General features: G+C 72.9%; 17 protein-coding genes. 9 read left to right on the top strand and 8 right to left on the bottom strand.

Annotated features, from left to right (window positions below):
* Nucleotides 1–18 precede the first annotated feature (18 nt).
* From NDW01_RS23620 to NDW01_RS23610, 3 genes are read left to right on the top strand one after another with little or no spacing between them, the layout of a single operon-like run.
* On the top strand, nt 19–699 hold the full coding sequence (locus tag NDW01_RS23620; RefSeq protein ID WP_252823453.1) for an ABC transporter substrate-binding protein: 681 nt from the start codon (nt 19–21) through the stop codon (nt 697–699).
* The gene (locus tag NDW01_RS23615) at nt 696–1,547 is read left to right on the top strand and encodes an amino acid ABC transporter permease (protein ID WP_252823452.1); all 852 of its coding nucleotides are present in this window, start codon (nt 696–698) and stop codon (nt 1,545–1,547) included. Before NDW01_RS23620 ends, NDW01_RS23615 begins: the two co-directional genes overlap by 4 nt.
* Entirely contained in the window at nt 1,548–2,834 is a 1,287-nt protein-coding gene (locus NDW01_RS23610; protein ID WP_252823451.1) for an ATP-grasp domain-containing protein, read from the top strand.
* Nucleotides 2,835–2,921: 87 nt separating this feature from the next.
* Here the strand turns inward: NDW01_RS23610 and NDW01_RS23605 are convergent, their stop codons facing one another.
* On the bottom strand, nt 2,922–6,530 hold the full coding sequence (locus tag NDW01_RS23605) for a glycoside hydrolase family 3 C-terminal domain-containing protein (protein WP_252823450.1): 3,609 nt from the start codon (nt 6,528–6,530) through the stop codon (nt 2,922–2,924).
* A 256-nt stretch (nt 6,531–6,786) separates the two neighbouring features.
* On the opposite strand from NDW01_RS23605, the gene NDW01_RS23600 reads away from it, so the two are divergent.
* The 6 genes from NDW01_RS23600 to NDW01_RS23575 all read left to right on the top strand — a co-directional run bounded on the left by NDW01_RS23600 (nt 6,787) and on the right by NDW01_RS23575 (nt 13,804).
* Nucleotides 6,787–7,968, top strand: a complete 1,182-nt coding sequence (locus NDW01_RS23600) for an ROK family transcriptional regulator (protein WP_252823449.1) — start codon at nt 6,787–6,789, stop codon at nt 7,966–7,968.
* A 97-nt stretch (nt 7,969–8,065) separates the two neighbouring features.
* Nucleotides 8,066–8,491, top strand: coding sequence for a cold-shock protein (locus NDW01_RS23595; protein WP_252823448.1), 426 nt, complete (start codon nt 8,066–8,068; stop codon nt 8,489–8,491).
* A gap of 208 nt (nt 8,492–8,699) precedes the next feature.
* Nucleotides 8,700–10,763 (top strand): glycosyl hydrolase family 28-related protein, encoded by a 2,064-nt coding sequence (locus NDW01_RS23590; RefSeq protein WP_252823447.1) that lies wholly within the window; start codon nt 8,700–8,702, stop codon nt 10,761–10,763.
* A gap of 135 nt (nt 10,764–10,898) precedes the next feature.
* On the top strand, nt 10,899–12,242 hold the full coding sequence (locus NDW01_RS23585; RefSeq protein WP_252823446.1) for a cytochrome P450: 1,344 nt from the start codon (nt 10,899–10,901) through the stop codon (nt 12,240–12,242).
* An 85-nt stretch (nt 12,243–12,327) separates the two neighbouring features.
* Nucleotides 12,328–12,528, top strand: a complete 201-nt coding sequence (locus tag NDW01_RS23580; RefSeq protein ID WP_252781579.1) for a ferredoxin — start codon at nt 12,328–12,330, stop codon at nt 12,526–12,528.
* 1 nt (nt 12,529) lies between these two features.
* The gene (locus tag NDW01_RS23575) at nt 12,530–13,804 is read left to right on the top strand and encodes a cytochrome P450 (RefSeq protein WP_252823445.1); all 1,275 of its coding nucleotides are present in this window, start codon (nt 12,530–12,532) and stop codon (nt 13,802–13,804) included.
* Between the two features lie 127 nt (nt 13,805–13,931).
* Here NDW01_RS23575 and NDW01_RS23570 read toward each other — a convergent pair whose 3' ends face one another.
* The 7 genes from NDW01_RS23570 to NDW01_RS23540 all read right to left on the bottom strand — a co-directional run bounded on the left by NDW01_RS23570 (nt 13,932) and on the right by NDW01_RS23540 (nt 24,413).
* Nucleotides 13,932–14,702, bottom strand: a complete 771-nt coding sequence (locus NDW01_RS23570) for an enoyl-CoA hydratase-related protein (protein ID WP_252823444.1) — start codon at nt 14,700–14,702, stop codon at nt 13,932–13,934.
* 86 nt (nt 14,703–14,788) lie between these two features.
* Nucleotides 14,789–15,733, bottom strand: coding sequence for a DAK2 domain-containing protein (locus tag NDW01_RS23565; protein WP_252823443.1), 945 nt, complete (start codon nt 15,731–15,733; stop codon nt 14,789–14,791).
* 125 nt (nt 15,734–15,858) lie between these two features.
* On the bottom strand, nt 15,859–17,640 hold the full coding sequence (locus NDW01_RS23560) for a protein kinase domain-containing protein (protein WP_252823442.1): 1,782 nt from the start codon (nt 17,638–17,640) through the stop codon (nt 15,859–15,861).
* Nucleotides 17,640–19,973 (bottom strand): transglutaminase domain-containing protein, encoded by a 2,334-nt coding sequence (locus NDW01_RS23555; protein ID WP_252823441.1) that lies wholly within the window; start codon nt 19,971–19,973, stop codon nt 17,640–17,642. Before NDW01_RS23555 ends, NDW01_RS23560 begins: the two co-directional genes overlap by 1 nt.
* Nucleotides 19,974–20,053: 80 nt before the next feature.
* Nucleotides 20,054–21,229: a DUF58 domain-containing protein gene (locus NDW01_RS43910; protein WP_252823440.1), complete on the bottom strand. Its 1,176-nt coding sequence runs from the start codon at nt 21,227–21,229 to the stop codon at nt 20,054–20,056.
* 3 nt (nt 21,230–21,232) lie between these two features.
* On the bottom strand, nt 21,233–22,207 hold the full coding sequence (locus tag NDW01_RS23545) for an AAA family ATPase (protein WP_252823439.1): 975 nt from the start codon (nt 22,205–22,207) through the stop codon (nt 21,233–21,235).
* Between the two features lie 79 nt (nt 22,208–22,286).
* On the bottom strand, nt 22,287–24,413 hold the full coding sequence (locus NDW01_RS23540) for a fibronectin type III domain-containing protein (protein WP_252823438.1): 2,127 nt from the start codon (nt 24,411–24,413) through the stop codon (nt 22,287–22,289).
* Nucleotides 24,414–24,520: the final 107 nt, after the last annotated feature.

Genomic DNA, 24,520 nt, shown 5'->3' with positions numbered 1-24,520 from the left:
ATCGTGCACCGAGGGCGATTGACCGTTTGCGCACAGCTCCCCTACAAGCCCTTCGAGTACACGGAGAACGGCAAGGTGGTCGGCTTCGACATCGCGATGCTCGACCTCGCCGCCAAGCGGCTCGGCGTGACGGTCCAGGTGATCGACACGCCGTTCGAGACCATCAAGACCGGCGCTGAGCTCAACGCCGGCCGCTGCGACGTCGGCGCCGGCGGCATGACCATCACCGACGAGCGGAAGAAGTACATCGACTTCTCCGACCCGTACTTCGAGGCCACGCAGACGCTCCTCGCCGGGCCGAAGGTCAAGGCCACGACCCTCGACCAGATCAAGGCGGCGAAGCTCCGCATCGGTTCGCTGGCCTCCACGACCGGCGAGGAGTACCTGACCGGGCACGGCTTCGACCCGAAGTCCTACGACCTGGCCGACGCCCTGCTCAACGGCCTGCGCACCGGCGACGTGGACGTGATCATCATGGACAGCCCGGTCGTGGCCGGCTGGCTCAAGGACCCGAAGAACTCCGGCTTCCACGTCGTGGCCGACCTGCGGACCGGCGAACGCTACGGGTTCGCCTTCCGCAAGGGGCACAGCGGCCCGCTCGTCCGGGCCGTGAACGCCGCCATCGGCCAGGCGCGGGCCGACGGCTCCTACGCCCGCACCTACGAGCGCTGGATCGGGCCCTACCGGGGCGCGCGGTGACCGACCCCGCGGTGACCGGCCCGGCGGTGACCGACCCGGCGCTGCCCCCCAGGGACCCGGTGCGTCTCCGGCCGGGGCGGCGGCTCGTGCGCTACACCGTGCACGGCGTGATCCTCGCCGGGCTGCTGGCGCTGCTGTCCCAGGCGGACTGGGCGCAGCTGGGCCGGCAGTTCGCCCAGCCCGACCTCGCGCGCTCGCTCTTCCCGCAGATCCTCACGGTCGCGCTCGTCAACACGCTCATCTACACGCTGAGCGGGTTCGCCTGCGGCCTGTCCCTGGGCCTGGTGCTGGCCGTCATGCGGCTCTCGCGGATCCGCGTGTACCGCGCGGTCGCGCTGATCTACATCGAGATCCTCCGCGGCCTGCCCGCACTGCTCATCTTCATCTTCGTCGGGGTCGGCGTTCCGCTGGCCTTCCCCGGCGTGCAGATCCCCGGCGGGACCTACGGCAAGGTGGCGCTGGCGCTCGGTCTGATCTCCGCCGCCTACGTCGCCGAGACGGTGCGCGCCGGGATCCAGGCGGTGCCCCGCGGCCAGGTGGACGCCGCCAAGTCCATCGGCATGACCGACGCCGCCGCGATGCGATGGATCATCCTCCCGGAGGCGATCCGGATGATGATCCCCCCGCTGACCAACGAGTTCGTGCTGTTGTTCAAGGACTCATCGCTCGTGCTGTTCCTCGGCGTCGTCCTCAGCGAACGAGAGCTGGCCAAGTTCGGCCGCGACCTGGCGGCCACCTCGGCGAACACCACACCGATCGTGGTCGCCGGACTCTGCTATCTGATCATCACCCTGCCACTCGGCTATCTGGCGCGGCGGCTCGAGAAGCGACTGCACAAGGAGAAATGAATGAGTGGTCAGCCCCATGTCGTTCTCGTCGACACCTACGCGCCGACCCGGCTGCTGGCTCCGCGCTTCCGCGAGCTGGGCTACCGGTGCGTGCGGGTGCAGAGCACGCCGGAGCCTCCACCCGTGTACGCCGGCGAGCCGGTCGACCTCGACGACTACGTCGCCTCCATCGTGCACGACGGCGACGTCGCCAAGACGCTGGAGGCCGTCGCCGCCTTCGACCCGGTCGCCGTCGTCCCGGGCGGCGAGGTCGGCGTGGAGTTCGGCGACCTGCTGAGCGAGCGCCTCGGCACGCCGACCAACGGCACCGCGCTCAGCGCCGCGCGGCGGGACAAGTTCCTGATGGTGGAGACCATCAAGAAGGCCGGGCTGCGCGGCGCGCGCCAGCTCCTCGTCACGGACCCGGCCGAGCTCGCGGACTGGCATCGCGACCTCGGCGGCCGGATCGTCATCAAGCCGCTGCGCAGCGCGGGCGGCGACGGGGTCTCGTTCTGCGACACTCCGGAGGAGTCGGTGCGGGCCTACCGGTCCCTCGTCGGTTCCCGCGACGTCTTCGCCGGGCGCAACGAGAGCGTGGTCGCGCAGGAGTACCTCTCCGGCACGGAGTACATGGTGAACACGGTCAGCAGGGACGGCCGGCACCACCTCTGTGACGTGTGGAAGACCACGCGGATCAACGCGAACGGGATCACCGACCTCTGCGACGCGCTCTGCCTCATCGCCTCCGACGAGAAGGTCGTGCCCTCCCTCACCGAGTACGCCGGCAAGGTCCTCGACGCGCTCGGCGTACGCCACGGCCCGGCGCACGTGGAGGTCAGGATGACTCCGGACGGTCCGTGCCTGGTCGAGGTGGGCGCGCGCATGGCGGGCGGCGACATCCCCTACTACGCCTCACTGGGGATCGGCGAGTCGCAGATCGAATGGACCGCGGACGCGTACGTCCGGCCGGACCGCTTCCACGCCCGTTGCGGGGATCCGTACCAGGTGCGCCGGTTCTGCGCCATGGTCGCCATGGTGTCGCCGTACGAGGGGACGCTCCGGGGGTACCGCGACGCGGAGGCGATCCGGGGGCTGGAGACCTTCCACGACATGGATCTCCTCGTGAAACCGCGCGGGCGCCTGCGGCGTACGGTCGACGACCTGACGTACCCGGTCGTCGTCACGCTCATGAGTCCCTCGGAGGAGGCCGTGATGCGCGACATCAACACCATCCGTTACCTGGACGGCCTGGGCTTCTACGACGTCGAACCGGTCGAGGCCGCCCGGACCTCCGGTTGCGCCCGGTGACCGGCCGCGCCGCCTGACTCCGGGACGAGACGGGCCGGGAGGCCGGTGACGATCGTCACCGGCCTCCCGGCGTCCGCCGGTCGTGCTCTATCCGTCGCTCGCGATGGCGAAGACGTGCATCGCGACGTTGCCGCTCGTCGCCCCCTGGCTGACGTCGGGCAGGGTGACGTACTGCACGGTCTTGCCCGCCTGGAGGTCGACGCTCGCCATGTACAGGTGGACGGTCTGCTGCTGCTTGCCGGATTGGTTGTTGATGTAGGGAAGGTCCGCGACGGTGTCCCCACCGCCGGACCACCAGTCGGGGAAGCTGATCGCGTACGGCTGGGTGGTGCCGTCCGTGTAGGTGATCAGCCCGCTGCCCGAGGCGGTGCCGTAGTCGCCCAGCCCGAGGAAGCCGAGCTTGCTCCCCTTGCCGGAGTACTTGATCGTCTGGCCGCCCGCGACCACATTGTCCGGCGTGCCGGCGGGCACGTCCGGCCAGGTGAACGTGAGCCCGCCGTGGGCGACGGCACCGCCGGGGGTGATGCCCGCCGCGGCGAGCGCCTGGGCGGACAGGCTGGCGCCTCCGCCGTCCAGGTTCCCCTTCGTGGTGTCGGCGTCATCGGTGATCGCGACGTTGTCGTATGCGCCGGGGACGGAGGCGAAGGGGATCCCCACGCTCGCCGCGGCCTCGTCGCCGCCCTTGCGGCCGTGTTCGGTGTAGGCGACCCCGGCCTGGAGGGTGTAGGCGGTGCGCTCGGCGTCGGCCGGTACCTTGACCGCCCAGGTCGTGTGCACCGTCTGCCCGCCGGCGACCTGGCCGAACGAGGCCGGGGAGGTCGGCTGTGCCGTCCAGCCGTCCGGAGCGGTGAGCGACATCGTCACGTCGTCGACGGTGCTCGAACCGGAGTTCGTGTACGTGGTCGTCGCCGTGAGGGTGTCGCCCGGCTCGGTGATCGAGGGCGCGGTCGCCGTGAAGGGGTACCTGGCGGTGATGACGGCGGAGCCGGTGACACCGCCCACCTTGACGTTGATGGTCGCGACGCCGGAGCCGACCACCTTCACGTGCCCGGTGTCGTCGACGGTGGCGACGTGCGGGTCGCTGCTGCCGTAGTGGACCTTCGCGTGGGCGAGGTCGACGAAGGACTGGTCGTTGTTGACGGCTTCGACGACGTTGTCGGCGGTCACGTCGAGGTTCCGCTGCTCCTTGCTGTGGTCGGTGTCGTCCTTGATCCACCGGTTCTTGCCGGTCAGGTCGATGGTGTCACCGACCTTGTACTGCACGGCCTCGGGCTGCACCGTGACGTACCGGACCTTCGGGGTGATCCGCCCGGTGATCTCCACCGACGGCGCGGCGACGATGTCGGCGGAGTCGGGACCGACCTGGAACCTGTAGGTCCCGTCCGGCACGTACGACCGCATCGCCTGGGCGTCCCAGACCGCCAGGTCGGCGACGTTCACGGTGAGGGAGACGCGCTCGGTCTCACCGGGCCGCAGGACCGCCGTCTTCTTGAAGCCGACGAGCCGCTTCCTGGGCATCTCGACGCCGGGGACGGTGAACGGGGTGGTGGCGTACAGCTGGGCGACCGTGGCGCCGGCGACCTTGCCGGTGTTGGTGACGTCGAACCGTACGGTGACCTTGCCGTCCGCGGTCGCCGAGGCGGTGTTCGCCCGGACACGGGAGTAGGCGAAGGTGGTGTAGCTCTGCCCGTAGCCGAACGGGTAGGTGGGGGTGCCGGTGAAGTACTGGTACGTACGGCCGAGGCCGCCGGTGCCGCCCGGGGTGATGTCGTAGTCGGACATGGCCGGGAGCTGCGAGTCGTCCTTGTACCAGGTGAAGTTGAGGTGCCCGCTCGGGTTCTGCCTACCGAGCAGCACGTCGGCCAGCGCGGTGCCCTGGCTCTCGCCGTTGTAGCCGCTGAACACGATCGAGGAGACCTTGTCCTTGGCGTTCTCGATGTTCACCGGGCCGTCGGACTGGATCACGAGCGCCAGCTTGCGGTTGCCCAGCGCCGCGGTCTGGTCGATGAGCGACTGGTAGTTGCCGGGCATCGCCAGGCTCGACCGGTCATGTCCCTCGCCGGCGGTGGTGGCGTCCGTGCCGACGAAGACGACGACGAGGTCGGCGTCCTTGATGTCGGCCTTGGTGGCGTCGCTCAGCTGGGCGTCGTTCTTGGCGGTCGTGGACGTCCCGGCGGCGTCGAACACCACGGACGCGGACGGGTCGGCGGCCTTGACCGCGTCGGTGATGCCCTTGACGGCGCTGACCTGCTTCGACGGTCCGCCGGAGTAGCCGCCGAGCGTGACCTTGCCGGCCAGGTCGCCGAGGATGACGACCTTGTTCAGCTTCGACCCGTCGGCGGGGAGCAGGTTCCCGTCGTTCTTGAGCAGCACGAGCGCGCTGTCGGCGACCTTCTCCGCCAGCGCCTGGTGCTCCGGGCTCTGGATTACGTCCTTGGTGATCTTGGTGTACGCGTTCTTGTCCGGCGGGTCGAACTCACCGGTCTCCATGCGGATGGTGAACAGGTGGACCAGCGCGGTGTCCACCACGCCTTCGCTGAGCACGCCGGCCTGGATGGCCTCGCGGAGGTTCTGCGAGGTGGCCTCGGACCCGGTGCAGTTGACGTCCGTGCCCGCGCGCAGCGCGTACGCCTGCCCGCCCGCCGGGCCGGACAGCTTCGCGCCGGTGGTGGTGTTCGTCCAGGTCGGAGTGGACTTGTGGTCGGTGGCCCAGCCGGGCGGCGCCCAGTCGTGACCGGACAGCGGGAGCTGCCACGTGGTGCCGACCGCGCCGCAGTCGGAGGTGATGTAGCCGCCGAAGCCGTACGTCCGCTGGGCGAGCTGGTTCGTCGTGTAGGTGTCGGCGACCGACGGCGTGCCGTTGATGGCGTTGTAGGACGTCATCAGGCCCGACACGTGCGCGTTCTCGATCAGGTCGCGGAACTGCGCGGTGTAGTACTCCCGCAGCGTCCGGTCGTCGGTGTCGGAGCTGATCCCGGTACGGCCGTTCTCCACGTCGTTCAGGGCGTAGTGCTTGGCCGTGGCCGCGACCTTCAGGTACGGGGTCTGGGCCTTGCCGTCCTGCGCCTGGCCCTGGTAGCCGTTGACGAAGGCGCCGGCCATCTGCCCGACGAAGTACGGGTCCTCACCGAACGCCTCGTCATTCCGGCCCCACCGCGGGTCGCGGTCCAGGTTGACGGTCGGCGCCCAGTACGTCAGCGAGCCGTACTCGTTCTTGTCCGGGCCGATGTTGTTCGGCGCGACACCCCAGAGAGACTTGTCGAGGAACCCCCGCGCCTCGTCGGAGATCGCCGTGGTCTCCTGATAGATCAGGCTCGGGTCCCACGACATCGACGAGGCGAAGTTGGTCGGGAAGCTGGTGGCCGGCATGCCGCCCACGGAACCGTGATTGGTGTTCGCGCCGAGCGTGTTGATGCCGTGCTGGCCTTCACTCCAGTAGGTGTACTGCTGCACGCCCAGCCGCGGGATGGCCGGTGCGCTGTTGGTCCGCAGCTGCGCCGCCTTCTCGTCGAGCGTCATCCGCGAGACCAGGTCCGCGGCGCGTTCCTCGAACGAGTAGTGCGTGTCGCGGTAGACGGGGAGAGTGTCGTCGGCGGAGGCGGCCGGCGCACCGAGCGCGGTGACGGTGGTGGCGCAGGCGAGTGAACAGAGCGCGGCGACGAGGGATCGCCGCCGGTGGGAGCGGTGTCGTTTCAACGGGGGCCTCTCTGGTGAATATCGGCGGGGGGATCGCGGGCCGTAAGGCCGGCGTCGCCTGTCGTCCTCCCTTCGAGTCCGGGCTCCCGCAACGGCCGGCCTGTCATCAGGCACGGCGATACGCCATCTTCAGTCATATGTTGCGGGAGGGTTACCAGGGCGAGGCCATGGTTACGTCGGTATTAAGCACAAGTCAACGCCATGTCCGGCTAAGGTCACCCATATTCGGCTGTGTTTGAAGAAACCGGAGGAGCCAGTGATCGATACCCCGTTGAACCTGCGCGAGGTGGGCCGGCTCCGGGTCCTGCAGGCCCTCTTCGACGCCGACAGCACCAGCCGTTCCGAGATCGTGCAGGTCACCGGCCTGTCCCGGGCCACCGTCTCCTCGGTCGTCGCCGACCTGCTGACGGCCGGCCTGGTCGAGGAGAGCGAGCCGGACGCTCAGGCGCGGTCGACCGGCCGGCCGGCCCAGTCCCTGACCCTGTGCGCGTCCGCGGCGTACGCCCTCGGGGCTGACATCGGCCATCAGCACGTGCGGGTGGCACTGTGCGACCTGAGCGGCACCCCCGTCTGGAACGACGGCGTGGCCAAGGACGTCGACCACGCGCCGGGGGAGACGCTCGACCTGGCCGCCGAAATGATCCACCGGGCGCTGCGGGAGAGGGGGATCGACCGGTCCCGCGTCCTGGGCCTCGGCATCGACATCGCGGCCCCGGTACGCGATCCCGGCGGCGTCCTGGAGGCGCACGGGATCATGCCCGGCTGGATCGGCGTCCAGCCCGGAGCCGAACTCGAGCGGCGCACCGGTCTGACCACCTGGCTGGCCAACGACGCCGACGCCGGCGCCCTTGCCGAGCGCAAGTACGGCGCGGGCCGCAACGTCGACGACATGATCTATGTGCGCCTCTCCGCCGGGATCGGCGCCGGGATCATCGCGGGTGGCCGGCACCTGCACGGAACCGGTGGCCTCGCCGGCGAGATCGGCCACATCCGGTCACTGTCGGACGGGCGCGTGTGCCGCTGCGGGAACCGCGGCTGCCTGGAGACCGTCGCCGGGCCGGACGCCATCACCCGGCTTCTCACGGACAGCTGGGGCCACCCCGTCACCGTCTCCGACCTGCTCTCCCTCGTCCAGGATGGCGACCGGGGCGCCATCCGGGCCCTGGAGGACGCGGCCGAGGAGATCGGCCGGGTGCTCGCGAACCTCGTCACGCTGCTCAACCCGGAACTCATCGTGGTCGGCGGCGATCTCGCACCCGCCGGGGAGAGCCTTTTCGAGGCGATCGGCCGTGTCATCCGGCGCTACGCGCTGGCCCCGTCCGCCGAGTCCGTCCGTGTGGTCCAGGGGAGCCTCGGCGACCAGGCCGAGGTCCTCGGCGCCGCCGGCCTGGTGCTCGCGGACGCCCCGCGGCTGCTCGCCACCACGTTGGCCCGCTAGTTTTACCGGCGAACGCGGGCGCGTGGCGGCAGGCCACGCCCGGGAACGCGTTTGAGCGGGATTCCGGACATTCGTGGATGGCGTGAGGTTGAGTGCGGTGGTCAGAGGACGTGTGGTCAAGTTCGATGAAGTGCGCGGGTACGGTTTCGTGGCGCCCGACGACGGCGGTGAGGACGTCTTCGTCCACGCGAACGACCTTCTCGTCGACAAGCGTGCCTTCACTCCGGGCACGAGCGTCGAGTTCGAGATCAAGGACGGCGAGCGCGGCCGCAAGGGCTACGACGTGCGGATCCTGGCCGCACCGCAGACCGCGGTGCCGGCGCGGACCGGATCGGCGGAACGGCCGAGCGAAGCGTCCCACGACGTCGACGGCACGTGCGAGGTGCTGTCCGTCGCGGAACTCCGCAACGAACTCACCGAAGCCTTCATCCAGGCGGCTCCCGACCTGACGGCGGCGCAGATCGTGCGACTCCGGGACGGGGTCATCGCGCTCGCCGCCGGATACGGCTGGATCGAGAACTGAGCTGACGCGGTCATGGGCCGCCGGCGACGCCGGCGGCCCACGGCTGCAAGAAGCAAGCAGAACGATGGATTTAATCGACAGCCGACAGAAAGATCGCTCGGAGGATCTTGTGGGGCGGGCGATGGCGGTCTAGTGTCACCTCACCCGAAACGGTGTCCGACCGCCCACCTCGACCATTGCTTCAGTCCCCCAGAGAAGCGAGCATCCGATGTCACGGAGCATCTCAGGCCCTGTCGTCCGGCGGTACGGCCGGCCGCCGCGGTCCGTCGCGGCGGTGGTCGCGGTGGTGGCCGCCGCCACGGTCGGGTTCACCGGCGCGCTCGGCGGCACGGCCGTCGCCGGCGCGGGCGACGCCTCCGCCCCCGTGGTGACGCGCGCCGCCCTCGATCCGTCCCTCGTCGCGGGCCGGGGCGCCGACGTCGGCTTCACCGAGCAGGAGGCGGAGAACGCCCGTACGAACGGCACGGTCATCGGCCCGGACCGCACGCCGTACACGCTGCCCTCGGAGGCGTCCGGCCGCAAGGCGGTCACGCTGACGCCGGGGCGGTACGTGGAGTTCACGCTGCCGAGGCGGGCGAACGCCATCACCGTCCGCTACAGCATCCCGGACGCGCCGACGGGCGGAGGCATCACCGCGCCGCTCGACGTCACGGTGAACGGCGCGCACCGGAAGGTCATGACGCTGACCTCCCAGTACGCGTGGCTGTACAACCAGTATCCGTTCTCCAACGACCCGAACGCCGACCTGCTCCACCCCGACTGGTGGATCACCGAGTGCTCCTGCGTGCCCAACGCCACGACACCGGCCCCCACGATCACCAAGCCGTTCCGCCCGAGCCACTTCTACGACGAGCAGCGGCTCCTGCTCGGCCGCACCTACCGCGCGGGCGACAGGGTACGGCTGACGGTGCCCGCCGGGAGCGACGCGGCCTGGACGGTCGTCGACCTGCTGGACTCCCAGCTCGTCGGCGCGCCGCGCATCGTGCCCGCCGCGGCGAACGTTCTGGCGTTCGGCGCCGACCCCTCCGGCCGGCGCGACTCGGCCGGCGCGTTCGACAAGGCGATCGCCTTCGCCCGGCACGCGCGGCTCGAGGTCTACGTCCCCCCGGGCACCTACCAGGTGAACCGCCACATCATCGTCGACGACGTGACGATCGAGGGCGCCGGCAGTTGGTACACCATCATCAAGGGACACCAGGTCTCCCTGAGCACCCCGGCCCCCGACGGCTCGGTCCACACCGGCGTCGGCTTCTACGGCAAGGACGCCTCGGCCGGCGGCAGCCACCACGTCCACCTCTCCGGTTTCACGATCGAGGGCGACGTCCGCGAGCGCATCGACGCCGACCAGGTGAACGGCGTCGGCGGGGCCCTCAGCGACTCGACCATCGACGGCCTGTACGTCCACCACACCAAGGTCGGCATGTGGTTCGACGGGCCCATGACCAACCTGCGGATCACCGGCAACGTCATCGCCGACCAGATCGCCGACGGCCTCAACTTCCACACCGGCGTCACGGACTCGGTGGTGTCCGGCAACTTCGTGCGCAACACCGGCGACGACGGCCTCGCCATGTGGTCGGAGAAGACCGCCGACGCCCGTGACACGTTTGACCACAACACGGTGCAGACACCGGTCCTCGCGAACGGCGTCGCCGTCTATGGCGGCGCCGACAACACCGTCTCGGGCAACCTCGTCGCCGATCCGATCCGCGAGGGGAGCGCCATCCACGCCGGATCCCGCTTCGGCGCGGAGGCCTTCACCGGGCGCCTGTCGATCACGGACAACACCACGGCCCGCTCCGGCCCGTACGACCTGAACTGGAAGATCGGGCTCGGCGCCATCTGGTTCTACGCGCTCGAGAAGAACATCGACGCGGACATCCAGGTGACCGGGGACCACCTCCTCGACAACACCTACAACGCCGTCATGTTCGTCAGCGACTGGCCGGTCAAGGACCTGTACTCGATCACGAACGTCCACTTCAAGGACCTGCGGATCGACGGCACGGGCACCTCGGTGGTCAGCGCCCGCGCGGCCGGGTCCGCGTCCTTCCAGAACGTCGCCGCCCGCAACGTCGGCGCGGTCGGCGTCAACAACTGCGGGTCGTTCAACTTCCCGGCCACCGGCTCGGAGTTCACGCTGACGGATCTCGGCGGCAACTCCGGCGGCGGCACGACCGGACCCTGGCTCGCCCCCTGGGAGCTGCCCAACACCATCACCTGCGACGACAACCCGCCGGTCGTCGCGCCGCCGGCCCCGTCGTCCTGGTGACCCCTCCGGCCGGGGGCGCCGCCGGCTCCCTGCCGGGGGCCGCCCCCGGCCGGTCGGATCCGCCGGATCATCTCGGCGCCGGCGGCGTACCGTGCGTGGTACGGCCGTTCACCACGCCGAGAGGGGTGCTCCTCCATGACGACCATGACCCTCCCGCCGGGCCCGTCGCTCCCGCGTTTCGCGCAGGGCGCGGTGGTTCTGACCGCCCGATTGCGCGGAATGCGCCGGATGCGCGCCCGCTACGGCGACGCCTTCACCGTCAACGTGCCGATCTTCGGCCGGGCCGTGGTCATCAGCGATCCCGACGAGGCCAAGCAGCTCTTCACCGCGAGCACCGACCTCGTCGAGAACGTACGGCCAAACCTCGGGCGGGTCCTCGGTCCGGGCTCGCTGTTCGCCCTGACGGGAGAGGAGCACCGCGAGCAGCGCAGGCTCCTCGTCCCCCCGTTCCACGGCCGCCGGCTCGCGGCGCATGAGAGGACCATCGAGGACGAGACCGTACGGGAGACGGCCACCTGGCCGGAGGACCGGGCGTTCCCGGCACTGCCGTCGATGCTGCGGATCACGCTGAACGCCATCCTGCGCGCGGTGTTCGGCGCCGACGGCGACGAGCTCGCCGACCTGCGGGAGATGCTCCCGGCGTGGGTCGCGTACGGCTCCCGGCTGCTCGTCCTCCCGATCCCGAAGACCGACCTCGGCCGGTGGAGCCCGTGGGGCCGGTTGTGGATCGCGCGCCGCCGGTACGACGCGATCGTCGACCGGTTGATCGACAAGGCGGCGGCAGAGGACCTCGACCGGCGCGACGACGTCCTCGCCCTGCTCCTGCAGAGCCGCTACGACGACGGCTCGCCGATGAGCCGTGCCCAGATCGCCGACCACCTGCTCAGCCTGCTCGTCGCCGGGCACGAGACGACCGCGACGACTCTCGCCTGGGCGATCGAACGGCTCCGGCGCCACCCCGCCCTCCTGCGGGATCTCGCCGAGGAGGCCGACGCGGGCGGTGGCGCGCTGCGCGAGGCGACGATCACCGAGGTCCAGCGCACGCGCCCCGTCATCGACGTCGTGGGACGCCACGTGACGGCCGACGGCTACCGGCTCGGACGGTGGACCCTGCCCGAGGGGTGCACGGTGCTGGTCGCCGTCGCCCTGATGCACGAGGACGAGGCCCTGTTCCCGGATCCGCTGACCTTCGATCCGTCCCGCTTCCTCGGTGTCAGGCCGGATCTCTACCAGTGGATCCCGTTCGGGGGCGGCCGGCGGCGCTGCCCCGGCGCGGCGTTCGCGACCATGGAGATGAACGTCGTCCTGCGCACCGTGCTGCGTCACTTCACCCTGATGCCGACCACCGAGCCGGGTGAGCGCCGGCACTCGCGAGGCGTCGCCAACGCCCCGGCCAAGGGCGGTGTGGCGGTCGTGCGCCGCCGGAGCCCGGAGGCCATGCCGCCCTCCACGATCGGGACGGCCGGAGCACGGCCGTGACCGAGCACGATCGCCGCCACGGCATGCTGGGATCGTCGGAGGCCGTCACCCGCGTGGAGCGCCCACGGCCGGAGGGAGAAGCACAGTGAAGGTACAGATCGACGCCGGACGCTGCCAGGGGCACGGCCGCTGTTACGACCTCGCCCCCGGACTGTTCGGGGACGACGACGAGGGCTTCGGGAAGGTCCTCGGCGACGGAGCCGTGCCGCCGGAGGAGGAGCAGGAGGCGCGGCGCGCGGCCGCCAACTGTCCTGAACGCGCGATCCGCCTGGCCGAAGGGGCGTGAGATGACGGTGGACGACCGATTCACCGAGGACTTCCGGGTCGCGCGCAAGGACGGACGGCCTTCCGGCACGCGGAACGAGATCGTCACCGGTCCGGTCTCGGACTGGGCGACCGACTTCTCGCACCTGGAACCGGAGTGGGCCGCCGACCCGTACCCGATCCAGGACGATCTGCGGCGGCGCTGCCCGATCGCCCGTACGGAGCGGTTCGGCGGCGGCTGGCTGCCGACCCGCTACGAGGACGTCGCGGCCATCGCCTATGACACCGAGCGCTTCTCGTCCCGGTCGATCATCATGAGCAACTTCCGGCCGCCCCGCGAGATCGCCCCGATCGGCACCGCGCCCCCGATCTCCTCCGACCCGCCGTTCCACCAGCACGCCCGCAGACTGCTGCTCCCGGCGTTCACCAAGACCGCCGTCTCCCGGCTCGAGCCGGCGACCCGCGCGTACTGCCACGCGCTCATCGACGCGCTCGACGGCCAGGACGTGGTCGACGCCGCCCGCGACTACGCCCAGCACATCCCCGTGCGCGTCATCGCCGACCTGCTCGGCCTCCCGAAGGAGGAGGGGCCGCGGTTCCGCGAGTTCGTCGAGAGCACGCTCGAAGGCGTCAACCTCCCGCCGGACGAGCGGCTCGCGCGGATGGACCGGCTGTTCGACTACCTCCTCGCGCAGATCCGCGACCACGTCGAGTCCCCCCGCGACGACCTGACGACGTACCTCCTCAACGCCGAGCTCGGCGGGCGGAGGCTGGACCCGTCGCACGTGGCGGGGACGATGGCGCTGCTGCTGATCGCCGGGATCGACACGACCTGGAGCGCGATCGGCGCGTCGCTCTGGCACCTGGCCGGGACGCCCGCCGACCGCGAGCGTCTCGTCGCCGAGCGCGGGCTGCTGCCGACGGCGATGGAGGAGTTCCTGCGCGCGTACGCCCCCGTCACCATGGCCCGGCTGGTCAAGGAGGACATGCACTGGCAGGGCGTCGACATGAAGGCCGAGGACTGGGTGCTGCTGTCGTTCCCCGCGGCCAACCGCGACCCCGCCCAGTTCGACCGGGCGGACGAGGTCCTCATCGACCGGGAGGTCAACCGGCATGCCGCGTTCGGCCTGGGCGTCCACCGTTGCGTGGGCTCCCACCTGGCGCGGATGGAGCTACGGGTCGCCCTCGAGGTCTGGCTGGAGCGGATCCCGGTGTTCACCCTGGCCGATCCGGACGCGGTGACGTGGGCCGCGGGACAGGTCCGCGGCCCCCGTACGCTGCCGGTCCGCGTCGGCTGACACGCCGGCCCGGAGCGTCAGGCTGACGGACCGGCCGGGAGCGTCGGGCTGACGGACCGGCCGGAGGCGTCGGGCTGACCGATGGGGCCCGGAGCGTCGGGTCGGCGGGCTGGCCGGGGGAGCGCCTTCACGCCGGCCACTCGGGCGTGCGCTTGTCCAGGAACGCGCGCATGCCCTCCTGCGCCTCGGGGGTCTGGCTCGCGGCGGCCATCACCTCGATCGCGTACGTGTACGCGTCCGCCTCCGGCCGGTCGAGCTGGGCGTACATCGCCTGCTTGCCGAGCGCCTTGCTGCGCGGGCTGCCCTGGGTGGCGCGCTCCAGCAGTTCCCGGGTGGCCTTCTCCAGCTCCTCGTCGGGCACGGCACGGTTGATCAGGCCCCAGTCGAGGGCGGTGGAGGCGTCGATGGCGTCTCCGGTGAGGGCCATCTCCATGGCCCGCTTGCGCCCGATCGTGCGCGCGATGGGCACCATCGGCGTGTGGCAGAACCAGCCGCCCTTCCCCCCGGGGGCGGCGAACCGCGCGGTCCGCGCGGCCACCGCCAGGTCGGAGGCGGCCACGAGCTGGCAGCCCGCCGCCGTCGCCATGCCGTGCACCTGGGCGATCACCACCTGCGGCACCGCGTGGATCGTGTCCATCAACTCCCGGCAGGCCAGCAGGAGCTCCCGGGTTCCGGCGAGGTCCGCGCCGGCCAGATCGGCGAAGTCGTGCCCGGCGGAGAACACCGGGCCGTTGCCGGCCAGCACGATCCCGCGCGCGTCGGTCTCCGCGACCCGCCGGAACGCCGCCGTCAGCGCCCGCATGTGCGACAGGGAGAGCGCGTTGCGCCGCTCCGGGCGGTTCATGGTGATGATCCCGAAAGGACCGTCCGTCTCGATGAGGACCTCGTCGACGCTCATACTCGAACGCTACGCCGCCCGCCGGCCGCCCACGAGACGACGCCTCCGGCGATGCTCACACGCGGTCCGGGGCGCCGGCGCCGAGGTCACCGCGCCGGATCCGGGCGGCCGTGAAGCGGCGTGACCGTGACGTCACGGGGGCGGCCGGCCCGCATCCCCGCCGCCACGACGGGATCGGCGTCGTCGGCATGCACGTGGACGGTCCACACGCCGTCGCCCCCGGCCACCACGACGCAGTCGCCGAAGCGCCGGAGCTCGGCGCGCAACCCCGGCACCGCTCCGTCATCCGCGTCGATCAGGTACATGATCTCGTAACGGTGGTCGGCGAGGCCCTCCTCGCCCCGGCCGGCCGGGCAGAGCGCCTCCCGGCGGCCGGAGCCGACCCTCTCGGCGGCCGCCGGCGACGAAAGGTCACGTCCCCGAGCGCGCCTCGCCCCGGCGGGCGGCTCGACGGCGGCGGCCAGGGCGTCGAGCACCACACACAGGCCCAGGGCCCCCGCGTCGACGGCTTCGGCACGCGCCAGCACCTCGAGGCGGCCCGTCGTCTCGCTCAAGGCCACGCGCGCGTGGCCGGCCACCGCGCGAAGGACACCACCGGGTTCGCCGGTGCGCGGACAGGCCTCGGCGACTGTGCGCAGAACACTGAGCACCGTGCCCTCGACCGGACGGGTGACGGCCTCGTCCGCGAGCCGCGAGGCACGGCTCAGTGCCTCGTTCAGGCCGCCGCCCGCGGCGAGCACCTCCGCCATGCCCCGCAGGATCGCACTGAAGATCACGCCCGAGTTGCCCCGTGCCCCGATCAGCGCACCGGAGGTGAGCGCTCGCCACGTCGCGGCGGCGCCGGCGTCCGCCGGCAACCGGTCGACCGCCTCGGCCGCCGCTCGCAGGGTCGAGTGCAGGTTGGTCCCGGTGTCGAAGTCGGGCACCGGGAAGACGTTGAGCGAGTCGATCTCGGCACGCGCCTCGCCCAGCGCGTCCACGGCCAGCCGGCACCAGCGCCGTATGACCGCGGCGTCCAGAAGGTCTCCCACGTCCACCTCCGGTGGTCTGTGGGGACTCTAACGCCGCGACGCGCGACATGCCGGAACGGCCGGCCGGCCGCCCGGGAGATCCGTACGGGAGGAGGGCGACCGGTGTTCGGGCGCAGGCCGGGCCGTCAGCGAGGCGTGGCGCAGACGGGCCCCGCCTGGGCGAGCATCGGTGCGCCGCCGGCACGCTGCAGGAGCACGCCCACCAGGAAGCAGTACTGCTGACCGGGGTTGAGCGGTACGGCGACGCTGGTGTGGGGCAGCCGTCCGCCCGTCCTGGACAGCGCGGTGATGCCCGCCCCGCCGTCCGCCGGGTTCCTGCGGATGACGATCCCGGCGCCGTCCCGCTCCGCGTCCGCCGGCAGCGACCAGGTCAGGACGACCTGCTGCGGCGCCGGCACGGCCTTCAGCCCGGTCGGCTGGTACCGGGTCAGCTCCACCTTCGTGGGCGGCCGGGCCTCCTGGGTGGCCGTGGGCCGGGACACCGGCGGAACCACGGAAGCGTTCCCGCGCGGAGCCGTCCGCTCGGGCGTCGGGGTGTGGGCCCGGTCATGGCCGACGACGCCGATCACGCCGGCGACGGCCATGACGGTCAGCGCCACCGCGGCGATCGGCAGCACGCGCTGCGCGGACGGCCGCTCGTCGCGCCGCTCCAGGTCCAGCCCGGCCGCCGCCGGGGGCACCGCCGTGTCCGGGGACGCCGTCGCGCCCGAAGGTGCCGTTGTGCCCGGGTGTGCGGTTTCCCCTGGGGGCGGCATTGTGCCCAGGGGCGCCGTTCCGCCTGCCGGTGCCGCCCCCGATGGTGCGGTTGTGCCTATGGGTGCCGTTGCGCCCGGGGACGCGGCGGTCGCCGGCGGTTCCGCGCTCGCCGGCGCGGTCCCCGCCGCTCCCGCCGCTTCCGGCGGGGCCGGGATCGGGCTCACCGTCGTCCCGTCGATCACGGCCGGCGCGGGCGCCGTGCCGTCCGCCGTGCCGAAGAAGGCGTCGAACGCCGATGCCCTCGCCTCGTCCACGGATTCTGCCGCGGGCCGCGCGGTACCCGCGGCCGCCGTGCCCGATCCGGCCGCGGTGGCGGCGCCCGCCACCGCCATCTCCCTGGTGCCCTCGCGGTCGAGCGCATCGGCGAACTCCGCGACCGAGGCGAACCGGATGGCGGGGTCGGCCGCCATCCCCCGGCGGAGCACGGAGATCAGGCCGGCGGTGACGTCCGGACGCCGCAGGTCCGGCAGCGTGTTCGTGAGCTTGTGCTGCAGGAGCACGGCGAGGCCGCCGCCCGCCGCCGTGCAGTGCGCCGGCTGCCCGGCGAGCATCGTGAAGAGGGTGGACGCGAGCGCGTACACGTCGGAGGCCACGGTCGGCTCGGCGCCTTCGATGACCTCGGGGGCGAGGTGCGCGAACGCCCGGCCCAGCGCGTCACCCGCCGGTGGAACGCCGCGCCGGGCCGGCGGCGACGGCCAGAAGCCGGTGAGGACCGGAGTCCGCCCGTCGTGGAGGACGTACTCGGGACGGACGTCGCCGTGCACCACGCCCGCGCGGTGCGCGGCCCCGAGTCCGGTCGCGACGTGCAGCACGATCCCGCGCGCCTCGTCGGCCGGCAGCGGCCCGAAGGCCGTGACGCGGTCGTGCATCGACGGACCGGGAGCGGCGGCGGCGACGTACGGGTGTCCGGCCGTGGTGCGCCCCGTCTCGGACACCGGCGCGAGGCCGGGATGCGGAGGCACCGCGGCCAGGACGCGGTGGAAGCGGGCGGTGTCCTCCGGTGTTCGGGCGACGAAGACCATGACCGGAAGGCCCGTGGCGTCCTGAACGGCGCGCCAGGCCACGACCGGTTCGCCGGTGGTCACCGGCTCGAGACGGGAGTAGCCGGGCGGGACCCCCGGGTCCGCCGCCCGCTTCGATCGTCGGAACATCACGCCTCCTCGTCGACGGGGATTCGGGCCGTTGGAAGCGGGCCGCGCCGCCGCGCGGACCGCCACACCGTCCAGGGCGGCCGGGTGAAATCGCGGAGCCGCTGCCGGTGGCCGATCCGGCCTTCTGCCATCGCCCGCAGGCGGGCGGCCGCCAGCCACGCCGCCGCGGCGTCCGCCGCGTCGGGCGGGCGCGGGGAGAACACCGCCGCCGACAGCCGCCCGGCGAGACCGGCCAGTTCGGCGGTGGCCTCCCGGCCGAGCGACCGGATGGCGCGCTCGGTGACCTCATCGGTGGTCAGAGCCGTCAGACCGGCCATTCCCGGCAGCCTCGCCAGCTGCTCGGTCGCCTCCTGCCATGCTCCGACCACCTGCTCGTACGGGCCGCCGGAGCGACGGCGCCGCCGCACCGACACGCGTACGATCCGCCCGGCGGTGAGATATCCGATGCCGATGACGACCAGAACGGCGGTCACGGCCCAGGCGTAGCCTGCGGTACGGCCGGGGGACCCGGTCTTTCCGGCCGGGGACGGGCGGGCCGTTCCCGTCGGGGCGAGGTGCCGCGCGGGCGCGGCGGCGACGGCGCGGTCGAGGGCGGCGCGTTCGGGGGATTCTCCGACCGATCGGCCGACCGTCGCGGCCCCGGCGCTGGGCCGTGGCAACGGGTAGAACGGCACCCATCCGAGGCCGCGCAGCGCGACCTCGGGCCAGACGACCACGTCGCCGGTCGTCACCTCGTACCGGTCCGGTCCGGTCGCGTGTCCCGGCGCGAAGCCCACGGCGATCCGCGCCGGGATCCCCAGGTGGCGCGCCATCAGCGCGAACACCGTCGCGAACTGGTCGGCCGTGCCGCGGTGGCTCTTGTCGTAGAAGAAGTGCAGATGACCGGCGGTACGGCCGGGCGCCGCCCGCACGTCGTAGCGGTACCGCGAGCGCAGATGCTCCTGGAGGGCCAGCAGGCGCTGGTACGGCGCGGCGCCGGGCGGGCTCAGGCGGTCGGCGTCCCGGACGATCGACAGCGGCACGTCCGGGGGCACGCGGAGGTCGGCGGCGAGATCGGGTCCGGATGCCGGGGCGGCGCCGGCCGCCCGGGCGACGGACAGGGACGGGGTCCGGGAGGTCACGGTGTAACGCAGGCCGTCGGCGGAACGCCCGTCGGCCGTCACCAGCACGCCCGTCGCCCGGTCGACGCCCACCAGCGCGCCGGTGACGCCGACCGGACGGTCCGGTGCGGGCAGCCACGCGAGTTCCAGGCCGCCCACCGTCACGGTCTCGCGCAGGGTCCGCCCGGAGACCGGGGCGCCATCGGGCAGCCGGGTGCCCGCGCGGGTGTAGGACGCCGAGGAGGACCAGTCCCGTCCGTCATAGCCGTCGAAGACCGCCAGCCTCTGGTTCACGGGGGTTCCGGTGTCGACCCGGAAGAGGGGACGGGGCGGTTCGGCGGCCCACAGGGCCGCGAGTGCGAGCGGGCTGATCTGGCGTTCGGTGCGCACGGGCTGGTGCACCAGCGCGCGCGGGTCGAAGGCCGGCCGCTCTCCCGCGTACGGCAGGCGCCCGGCCGCGACGACGGCACCGCACACGACGATCACGGAGGTGACGGCGGTGGCCGCCCCCCGGCGGGCCGCCGCGCCGCTCCCGACCGCCCCGCGCGGCGGCGCCGTGCCGTCCCGGGCCGGAGCGCGGCGCGGTGCGGTGCAGCCCCGGGCCGCGAGGACGACGACGGCGGTGCCCGCGAACAGCGGCGCGGCCGGCAGCCCACGGCCCGGCGCGGCGATCCCGAACGCGGTGCCGGTCAGGAGCACCAGGCCCGGGGGCAGCAGCACGAGGCCCGGTGTGCCGCCGACACGGGCCGCGCGGGTCGCCCAGTAGGCGGCCCACCAGACCAGCGTGAAGATCCAGAACAGCACGGCGGGCGTGGCCGGCAACGGCAGGGCGGACGTCAGCGCCGTACGGAATCCGTCGACGAGGCCGCCGCGGATCGTGTCCGGCACGGACGCCGGGCCGGTCCCGAACGCCAGCGCCAGGGGCACTCCGGCGGCGAACCAGCCGGCGACGGCGACCGGCAGCGTCCAGCGCCGGACCGCGAGCGCGAGCAGCGCGGGGATCACCGCCGCGAAAGGGACGACGGCCAGCGCCCGTACGTCGGCGAGCGGCGTGAAGGCCAGCCCGCCGACGGCCGCGAGGACGGCTGCGGCCACGACCGGGATCAGACCGCCCACCCGGGACCGAGCCGGGGACGCGGCCTCCGGGCCGGGCACGTTGGACGCGGCGTTCGGCCCGGACGCGGTGAAGGCGTTCGGTCCGGACGTGGTGAAGGCGTTCCTCGGATCCCGCACGGTGGATGCCCTCGGATCCCGCACGGTGGATGCGACTTCCGGGCCGGGCACGGGGGGTGCGGGCTCCACGTCCGAGGCGGTCACCGTCCGGCTCCGATCAGCGTGTTCCAGCGGGCGCACGCCTCGGCGGCGCTCGAGGCGGCGATCACGGACGGCCCCGTACCGCCGTCTCCCGGCCTGATCGCCGCGCCGCCGTCGGATGTCCCGGCGGCGGCCGGATCGTGGCGCAGGACCACCAGCGCCGTCCGGTCGTGGGAGGGCGCGACGCGGCGCAGCGCGGCCAGGTCGGCGGCGTCGATCCGCCCGGTGACCGCGATCAGCGCGGTGCCGGTCCGGCGGTGCGGCAGCGTGTCGGCGAGATGCGGGAGCCGGGGAGCCGCCGCGGCGGTCAGCGCGGCCAGCCGGTCGAGGACGTCCCGGGCACCGCCGCGCGCGTCGATCGTCGTGTCACCCGCGACGCACCGGGCCGGGAACCGTAGCCGTACGGCGGCGACCAGCGCGGACGCGGCGACCTCGACGGCCTCCTCGAAGAAGGCGGCGTCATCGTAGGCGTCCGGGTGGACGTCCAGCAGGACGGTCGTCGCGGGAAGGCTGGTGTCGACGTTCTCCCGCACCATGAGCGTGCCGGCCCGTGCGCTCGACCTCCAGTGCACCTGCCGCAGGTCGTCGCCGGGAACGTACTCGCGGAGCCGGTGGAAGGTCGCGCCGCCGGCCAGGACCGTGTCGGCGACGGGCCCTTCCGGGTTGCGCACCCGGCCGGACGGGACGATCGCCATCGGGTGCGTGGCCGGGTGGACGTGAACGCGCCGTACGTCGCCGGTCGTGCGGGCCGTGGCGGCCAGTCCCAGGGTGTCGCGCCGTTCCCAGCGCAGCGGGCCGGCGTCGAAGACGCCCCGCCGGGTCGTGTCCAGCCGGTAGGTGATCGTGGTCGTGGCGCCGGGCCGCAGGAACGGGAGTTCGAGCGGCAGGCGGTGGTCCCCGAGCCGGTCGTGAACGATCGTGCGCGGGGCGGGCAGGCGGCCGGTGTTGCGCACCGTCAGCACACAGACGGCGGTCTCACCGCGGGTGACGTGGGCGGGGTGCAGATCACGGGACAGCGCCAGCGAGGGACGCCAGGTCACCGCGGCCCAGGCGGCGGCGACCGCGAGCAGCGCGGCGCAGCCGAGCACGTCCAGCCGGGGGTAGCCGAGCAGATAGCCGCCGATGAGGCAGCACAGTCCTGCCGTCAGCATCGCGGCGCCCAGACGCGTCGGCACGGTTCAGCTCCCATCCGGGACCGGCGTCGAGGCGAGCACCGCGTGTACGGCCTCCCGCGGCGTACGGCCGCCGACCTGCGCCTCGGCGGTCAGCAGCACGCGGTGCGCCAGAACCGGTTCGGCCAGTGCCTTGACGTCCTGCGGGGTCGCGTAGTCACGCCCGGCGGCGGCCGCGCGGGCCTGCGCGACCCGCAGCAGCGCGATCCCGGCCCGGGGGCTGGCCCCGAGACGCACGCCGGGCAGCGCACGCGTTCCGGCGATCAGCCGGACGATGTAGTCGTAGAGCGGGTCGCCGACGTGGACCCGGCGCGCCGCCTCGATCATCTCACCGACCGCGGACGGGCTGGTCAGCGCCGACGCGCCGACGGTCGTGCGGCCTTCACAGTGCGCCCTGAGCACCTCCATCTCGGCGGCGTGGCCGGGATAGCCCACGGAGATCCGCATGGTGAAGCGGTCGAGCTGCGCCTCGGGCAGTGGATAGGTGCCGTCCATCTCGACCGGGTTCTGGGTGGCGACCACCATGAACGGGCGGGGTACGTCGTGGGCGACGCCGTCGACCGTGACGTGGCGTTCCTCCATGACCTCCAGCAGGGCCGCCTGGGTCTTCGGCGACGCGCGGTTGATCTCGTCCGCGACGACGATCGAGGAGAACACCGGGCCGGGCCGGAACTCGAACACCCCCGTGGCCTGGTCGTAGATGGACACGCCGGTCACGTCCGAGGGGAGCAGGTCAGGGGTGAACTGAATCCGCCCGGAGGGCACGCCGAGCGAGGCCGCGAGCGCCCGCGCGATGGACGTCTTGCCGACTCCGGGCACGTCCTCGACGAGCAGATGGCCCTCGGCGAGGAGGCAGACGAGCGCCGCCTCGACGACCTCGCGCTTGCCCTTGATCGCGCGTCCGACGTTGTCCACGACCGCGGCGAAGGCCTGCGCGAAGTGCTCGGCGGGAACGGGAAGCGCCGGTGCCGTCATCGTCATGGGGTGATCCCTCTCCTCCACTGGTGCGCCGCCCACGGCCCCTGGAGGGCCGCGGCGGTCCGGTGTCCGATCGCGGGCGTCATGGGCAGGGCCAGACGCTCTGGTAGGCGTTCGCGCCACCGAGCCACAGCGTGCTGACGTAGCCGCGATCGCCGCCGTGCTCGATGAGGACCCACTCCGTCGAGCGGACGCCGTCGTCGTCGCCGATCGACTGCCCGCTCTTGTAACAGAAGCCGGTGACGGTCGAACCCTGCGGCGCCTCCCCGGTCGCGGCGCTCGTGTGGGTGGGGGCCTGGCGCATCGTCGCCCGGCAGTTCGGCAGGTCGACGCAGGGATTGACCGGGTCGGTCCGCGTCTTGGACACGTCCACGCTGAAGGACCTGCCGTCGCCGCCCGACCGGGCCTGCGCCGTGGCCGGATCCGACGCGCCGCCGGAGTCCTGCGCCGTCACCGTGAACGTGTACGACCGCAGGAAGACGAGCCGGGCCGCGTCGATCGTGAGCGTCGTGCTCGTGGTCTGGACGCTGCCGGACGAGCCGCCGCCACCGTCGTAGGCGACCGTGTAGGAGACGTCCTTCGGCGCGTCGGCCGGCGGGCTCCACGACACCCGGATCGAGCCGCCCGGCTGTGCGGCGGCGGCCACGTCGCGCGGCGTGCCCGGCCTGGGCGCCGCCGGTGGCGTGGTCGGCGTCTCCTGCGGAGTGGTCGGCGTCTCTTCTGGGGTGGTGGGTGTCTCCTGCGGAGTGGTCGGCGTCACCGGCCCGGTGGGCGTCACCGGCCCGGTGGGCGGCGTCACCGGTGGCGTCACCGGCGGGGGCGGTGCCGATTCGGACGGCGTCGCGTCCGGCGAGCCGGGTGCCGGGGGGACGCCCTGACGACCGTGGTGACGCCCGCCGGGGCCGGGAGTCCCGCCCGAGCCGGGGATCCTGCTCGGGCCGGTCGGCGGTGCGGACGGCGGCGCGCCGGGTGCGGTCGCCGGTCGTGTCGGGACACCGCTCTTCGGAACGTCGCCGGGCAGCGTCGGCGCCGATGGGACCTTGGACGCTCCGGGCCGGCCGGGGGAGTACTTGTCGACCGGCCGGGGAGTGCCGTCGCCGCCGACGACGACCGCGTGCGACCCCTGGGTGTCGTTGAAGTAGATCGCGTCGTCCTGCGTGACCGTGTCGATCTGCCCGGGGGCGCCGCCGATGGGGAAGGACGGCTCCCACCGGTCGTGCCGCATCGAGTAGACCAGCACCGAGCCGCTGTGCTCGTCCGGGACGTAGACGGCGTCGCCGTGCACCACCGGCGCGTCGAGGTGCGGGTTCCCGCCGGTGTCCAGCGGTACGGACCGGACGCCGTGCGCGTCGACGTCGACGACGAAGAGCCTGCCGGCCGCGGCGTCGACCAGCGGAAGGCGGCTCTTGGCCTGTGTCGCCGGGGCGAGCAGCGACGCGTCACCACCCGCTCCGGGCAGCGTCGCCGCCCAGGCGACGCCCGTGCCGGTGACCACGCTGACCCGGCCCTTCGTCGCGTCGACCACGACCGGCCGGCCGCTGACGATCGACACCGCGAGGGTGGAACCGCGGCCGCCCACGTCGACGGGGGTGCCCGGGCCCGCCTGGGTGACGGGAACGACCGTGCCGTCGTCGGAGCGCGGCAGCCACAGCGTCCCCTGGGCGTCCACCCCCGCGGTGCCGAGGCGCCCCGGGACGCGGATCGACGGGCCGACGTTCTGCAGCGTCGACAGGTCGATGCGCTGCGCCGTGCCCGCGTCGTAGTCGACGAGATAGGCCGCCTTCGGCCCGGCCACGAGCCGGACACCGGGCACGGTGGCGCGGGCCGGGCCCGCGGTGAGCCGGCCAGAGTCGATCTTCGTCAGGACGCCGGTGCTCGGGTCGTACACGAGGATGTGGTCGCCGTCCTGGCTGATCTGCAGCCGGTGCCCCGCCGTGCCGGGCAGCACGATCTCCGCGGACGGGCGCCCGCTCGTGCCGTCGACCAGCGTCACCGACCCGCGTGGCGTCGTCCCCAGCCACGCGTTGCCGGCCCGCGTACGGTACGAGGCCGCGACGACGCCTCTGCCGGCGGCGAACGCGAGCGCCGCCAGCAACAGTGTGATCACCAGGCCGCCGGCGACCGCGCGGCCCGGTGCCGGGCCTCCGGTCACCGCGCCGAACAGGCGCCGGAGCGGGACCGGCATCTTGTCATGGCCGAGCGCAGCCATCCGTCTCCTCGCGAGGATCGATGATGCGGAGCGGTAACGTCTGCGCCGAATTCTCGTCTCGGCGGGTGCGCGTTCCGATCACCCGTTTCGCACACCCCCGCGGACGG

This window comes from Actinoallomurus soli, from assembly GCF_024055715.1.
GTDB lineage: Bacteria > Actinomycetota > Actinomycetes > Streptosporangiales > Streptosporangiaceae > Actinoallomurus > Actinoallomurus soli.
The sequence above is the reverse complement of the archived record's forward strand: the minus strand, read 5'-3'. Positions and strand labels throughout refer to the sequence as shown.

Excerpts from the sequence above, each read along its gene's own strand:
- NDW01_RS23545 (WP_252823439.1), bottom strand. The coding sequence starts at position 22,207 with ATGACGATGACGGCACCGGCGCTTCCCGTTCCCGCCGAGCACTTCGCG.
- NDW01_RS23575 (WP_252823445.1), top strand. The coding sequence starts at position 12,530 with ATGACGGTGGACGACCGATTCACCGAGGACTTCCGGGTCGCGCGCAAG.
- NDW01_RS23585 (WP_252823446.1), top strand. The coding sequence starts at position 10,899 with ATGACGACCATGACCCTCCCGCCGGGCCCGTCGCTCCCGCGTTTCGCG.
- NDW01_RS23570 (WP_252823444.1), bottom strand. The coding sequence starts at position 14,702 with ATGAGCGTCGACGAGGTCCTCATCGAGACGGACGGTCCTTTCGGGATC.
- NDW01_RS23560 (WP_252823442.1), bottom strand. The coding sequence starts at position 17,640 with ATGTTCCGACGATCGAAGCGGGCGGCGGACCCGGGGGTCCCGCCCGGC.
- NDW01_RS23590 (WP_252823447.1), top strand. The coding sequence starts at position 8,700 with ATGTCACGGAGCATCTCAGGCCCTGTCGTCCGGCGGTACGGCCGGCCG.
- NDW01_RS23610 (WP_252823451.1), top strand. The coding sequence starts at position 1,548 with ATGAGTGGTCAGCCCCATGTCGTTCTCGTCGACACCTACGCGCCGACC.
- NDW01_RS23540 (WP_252823438.1), bottom strand. The coding sequence starts at position 24,413 with ATGGCTGCGCTCGGCCATGACAAGATGCCGGTCCCGCTCCGGCGCCTG.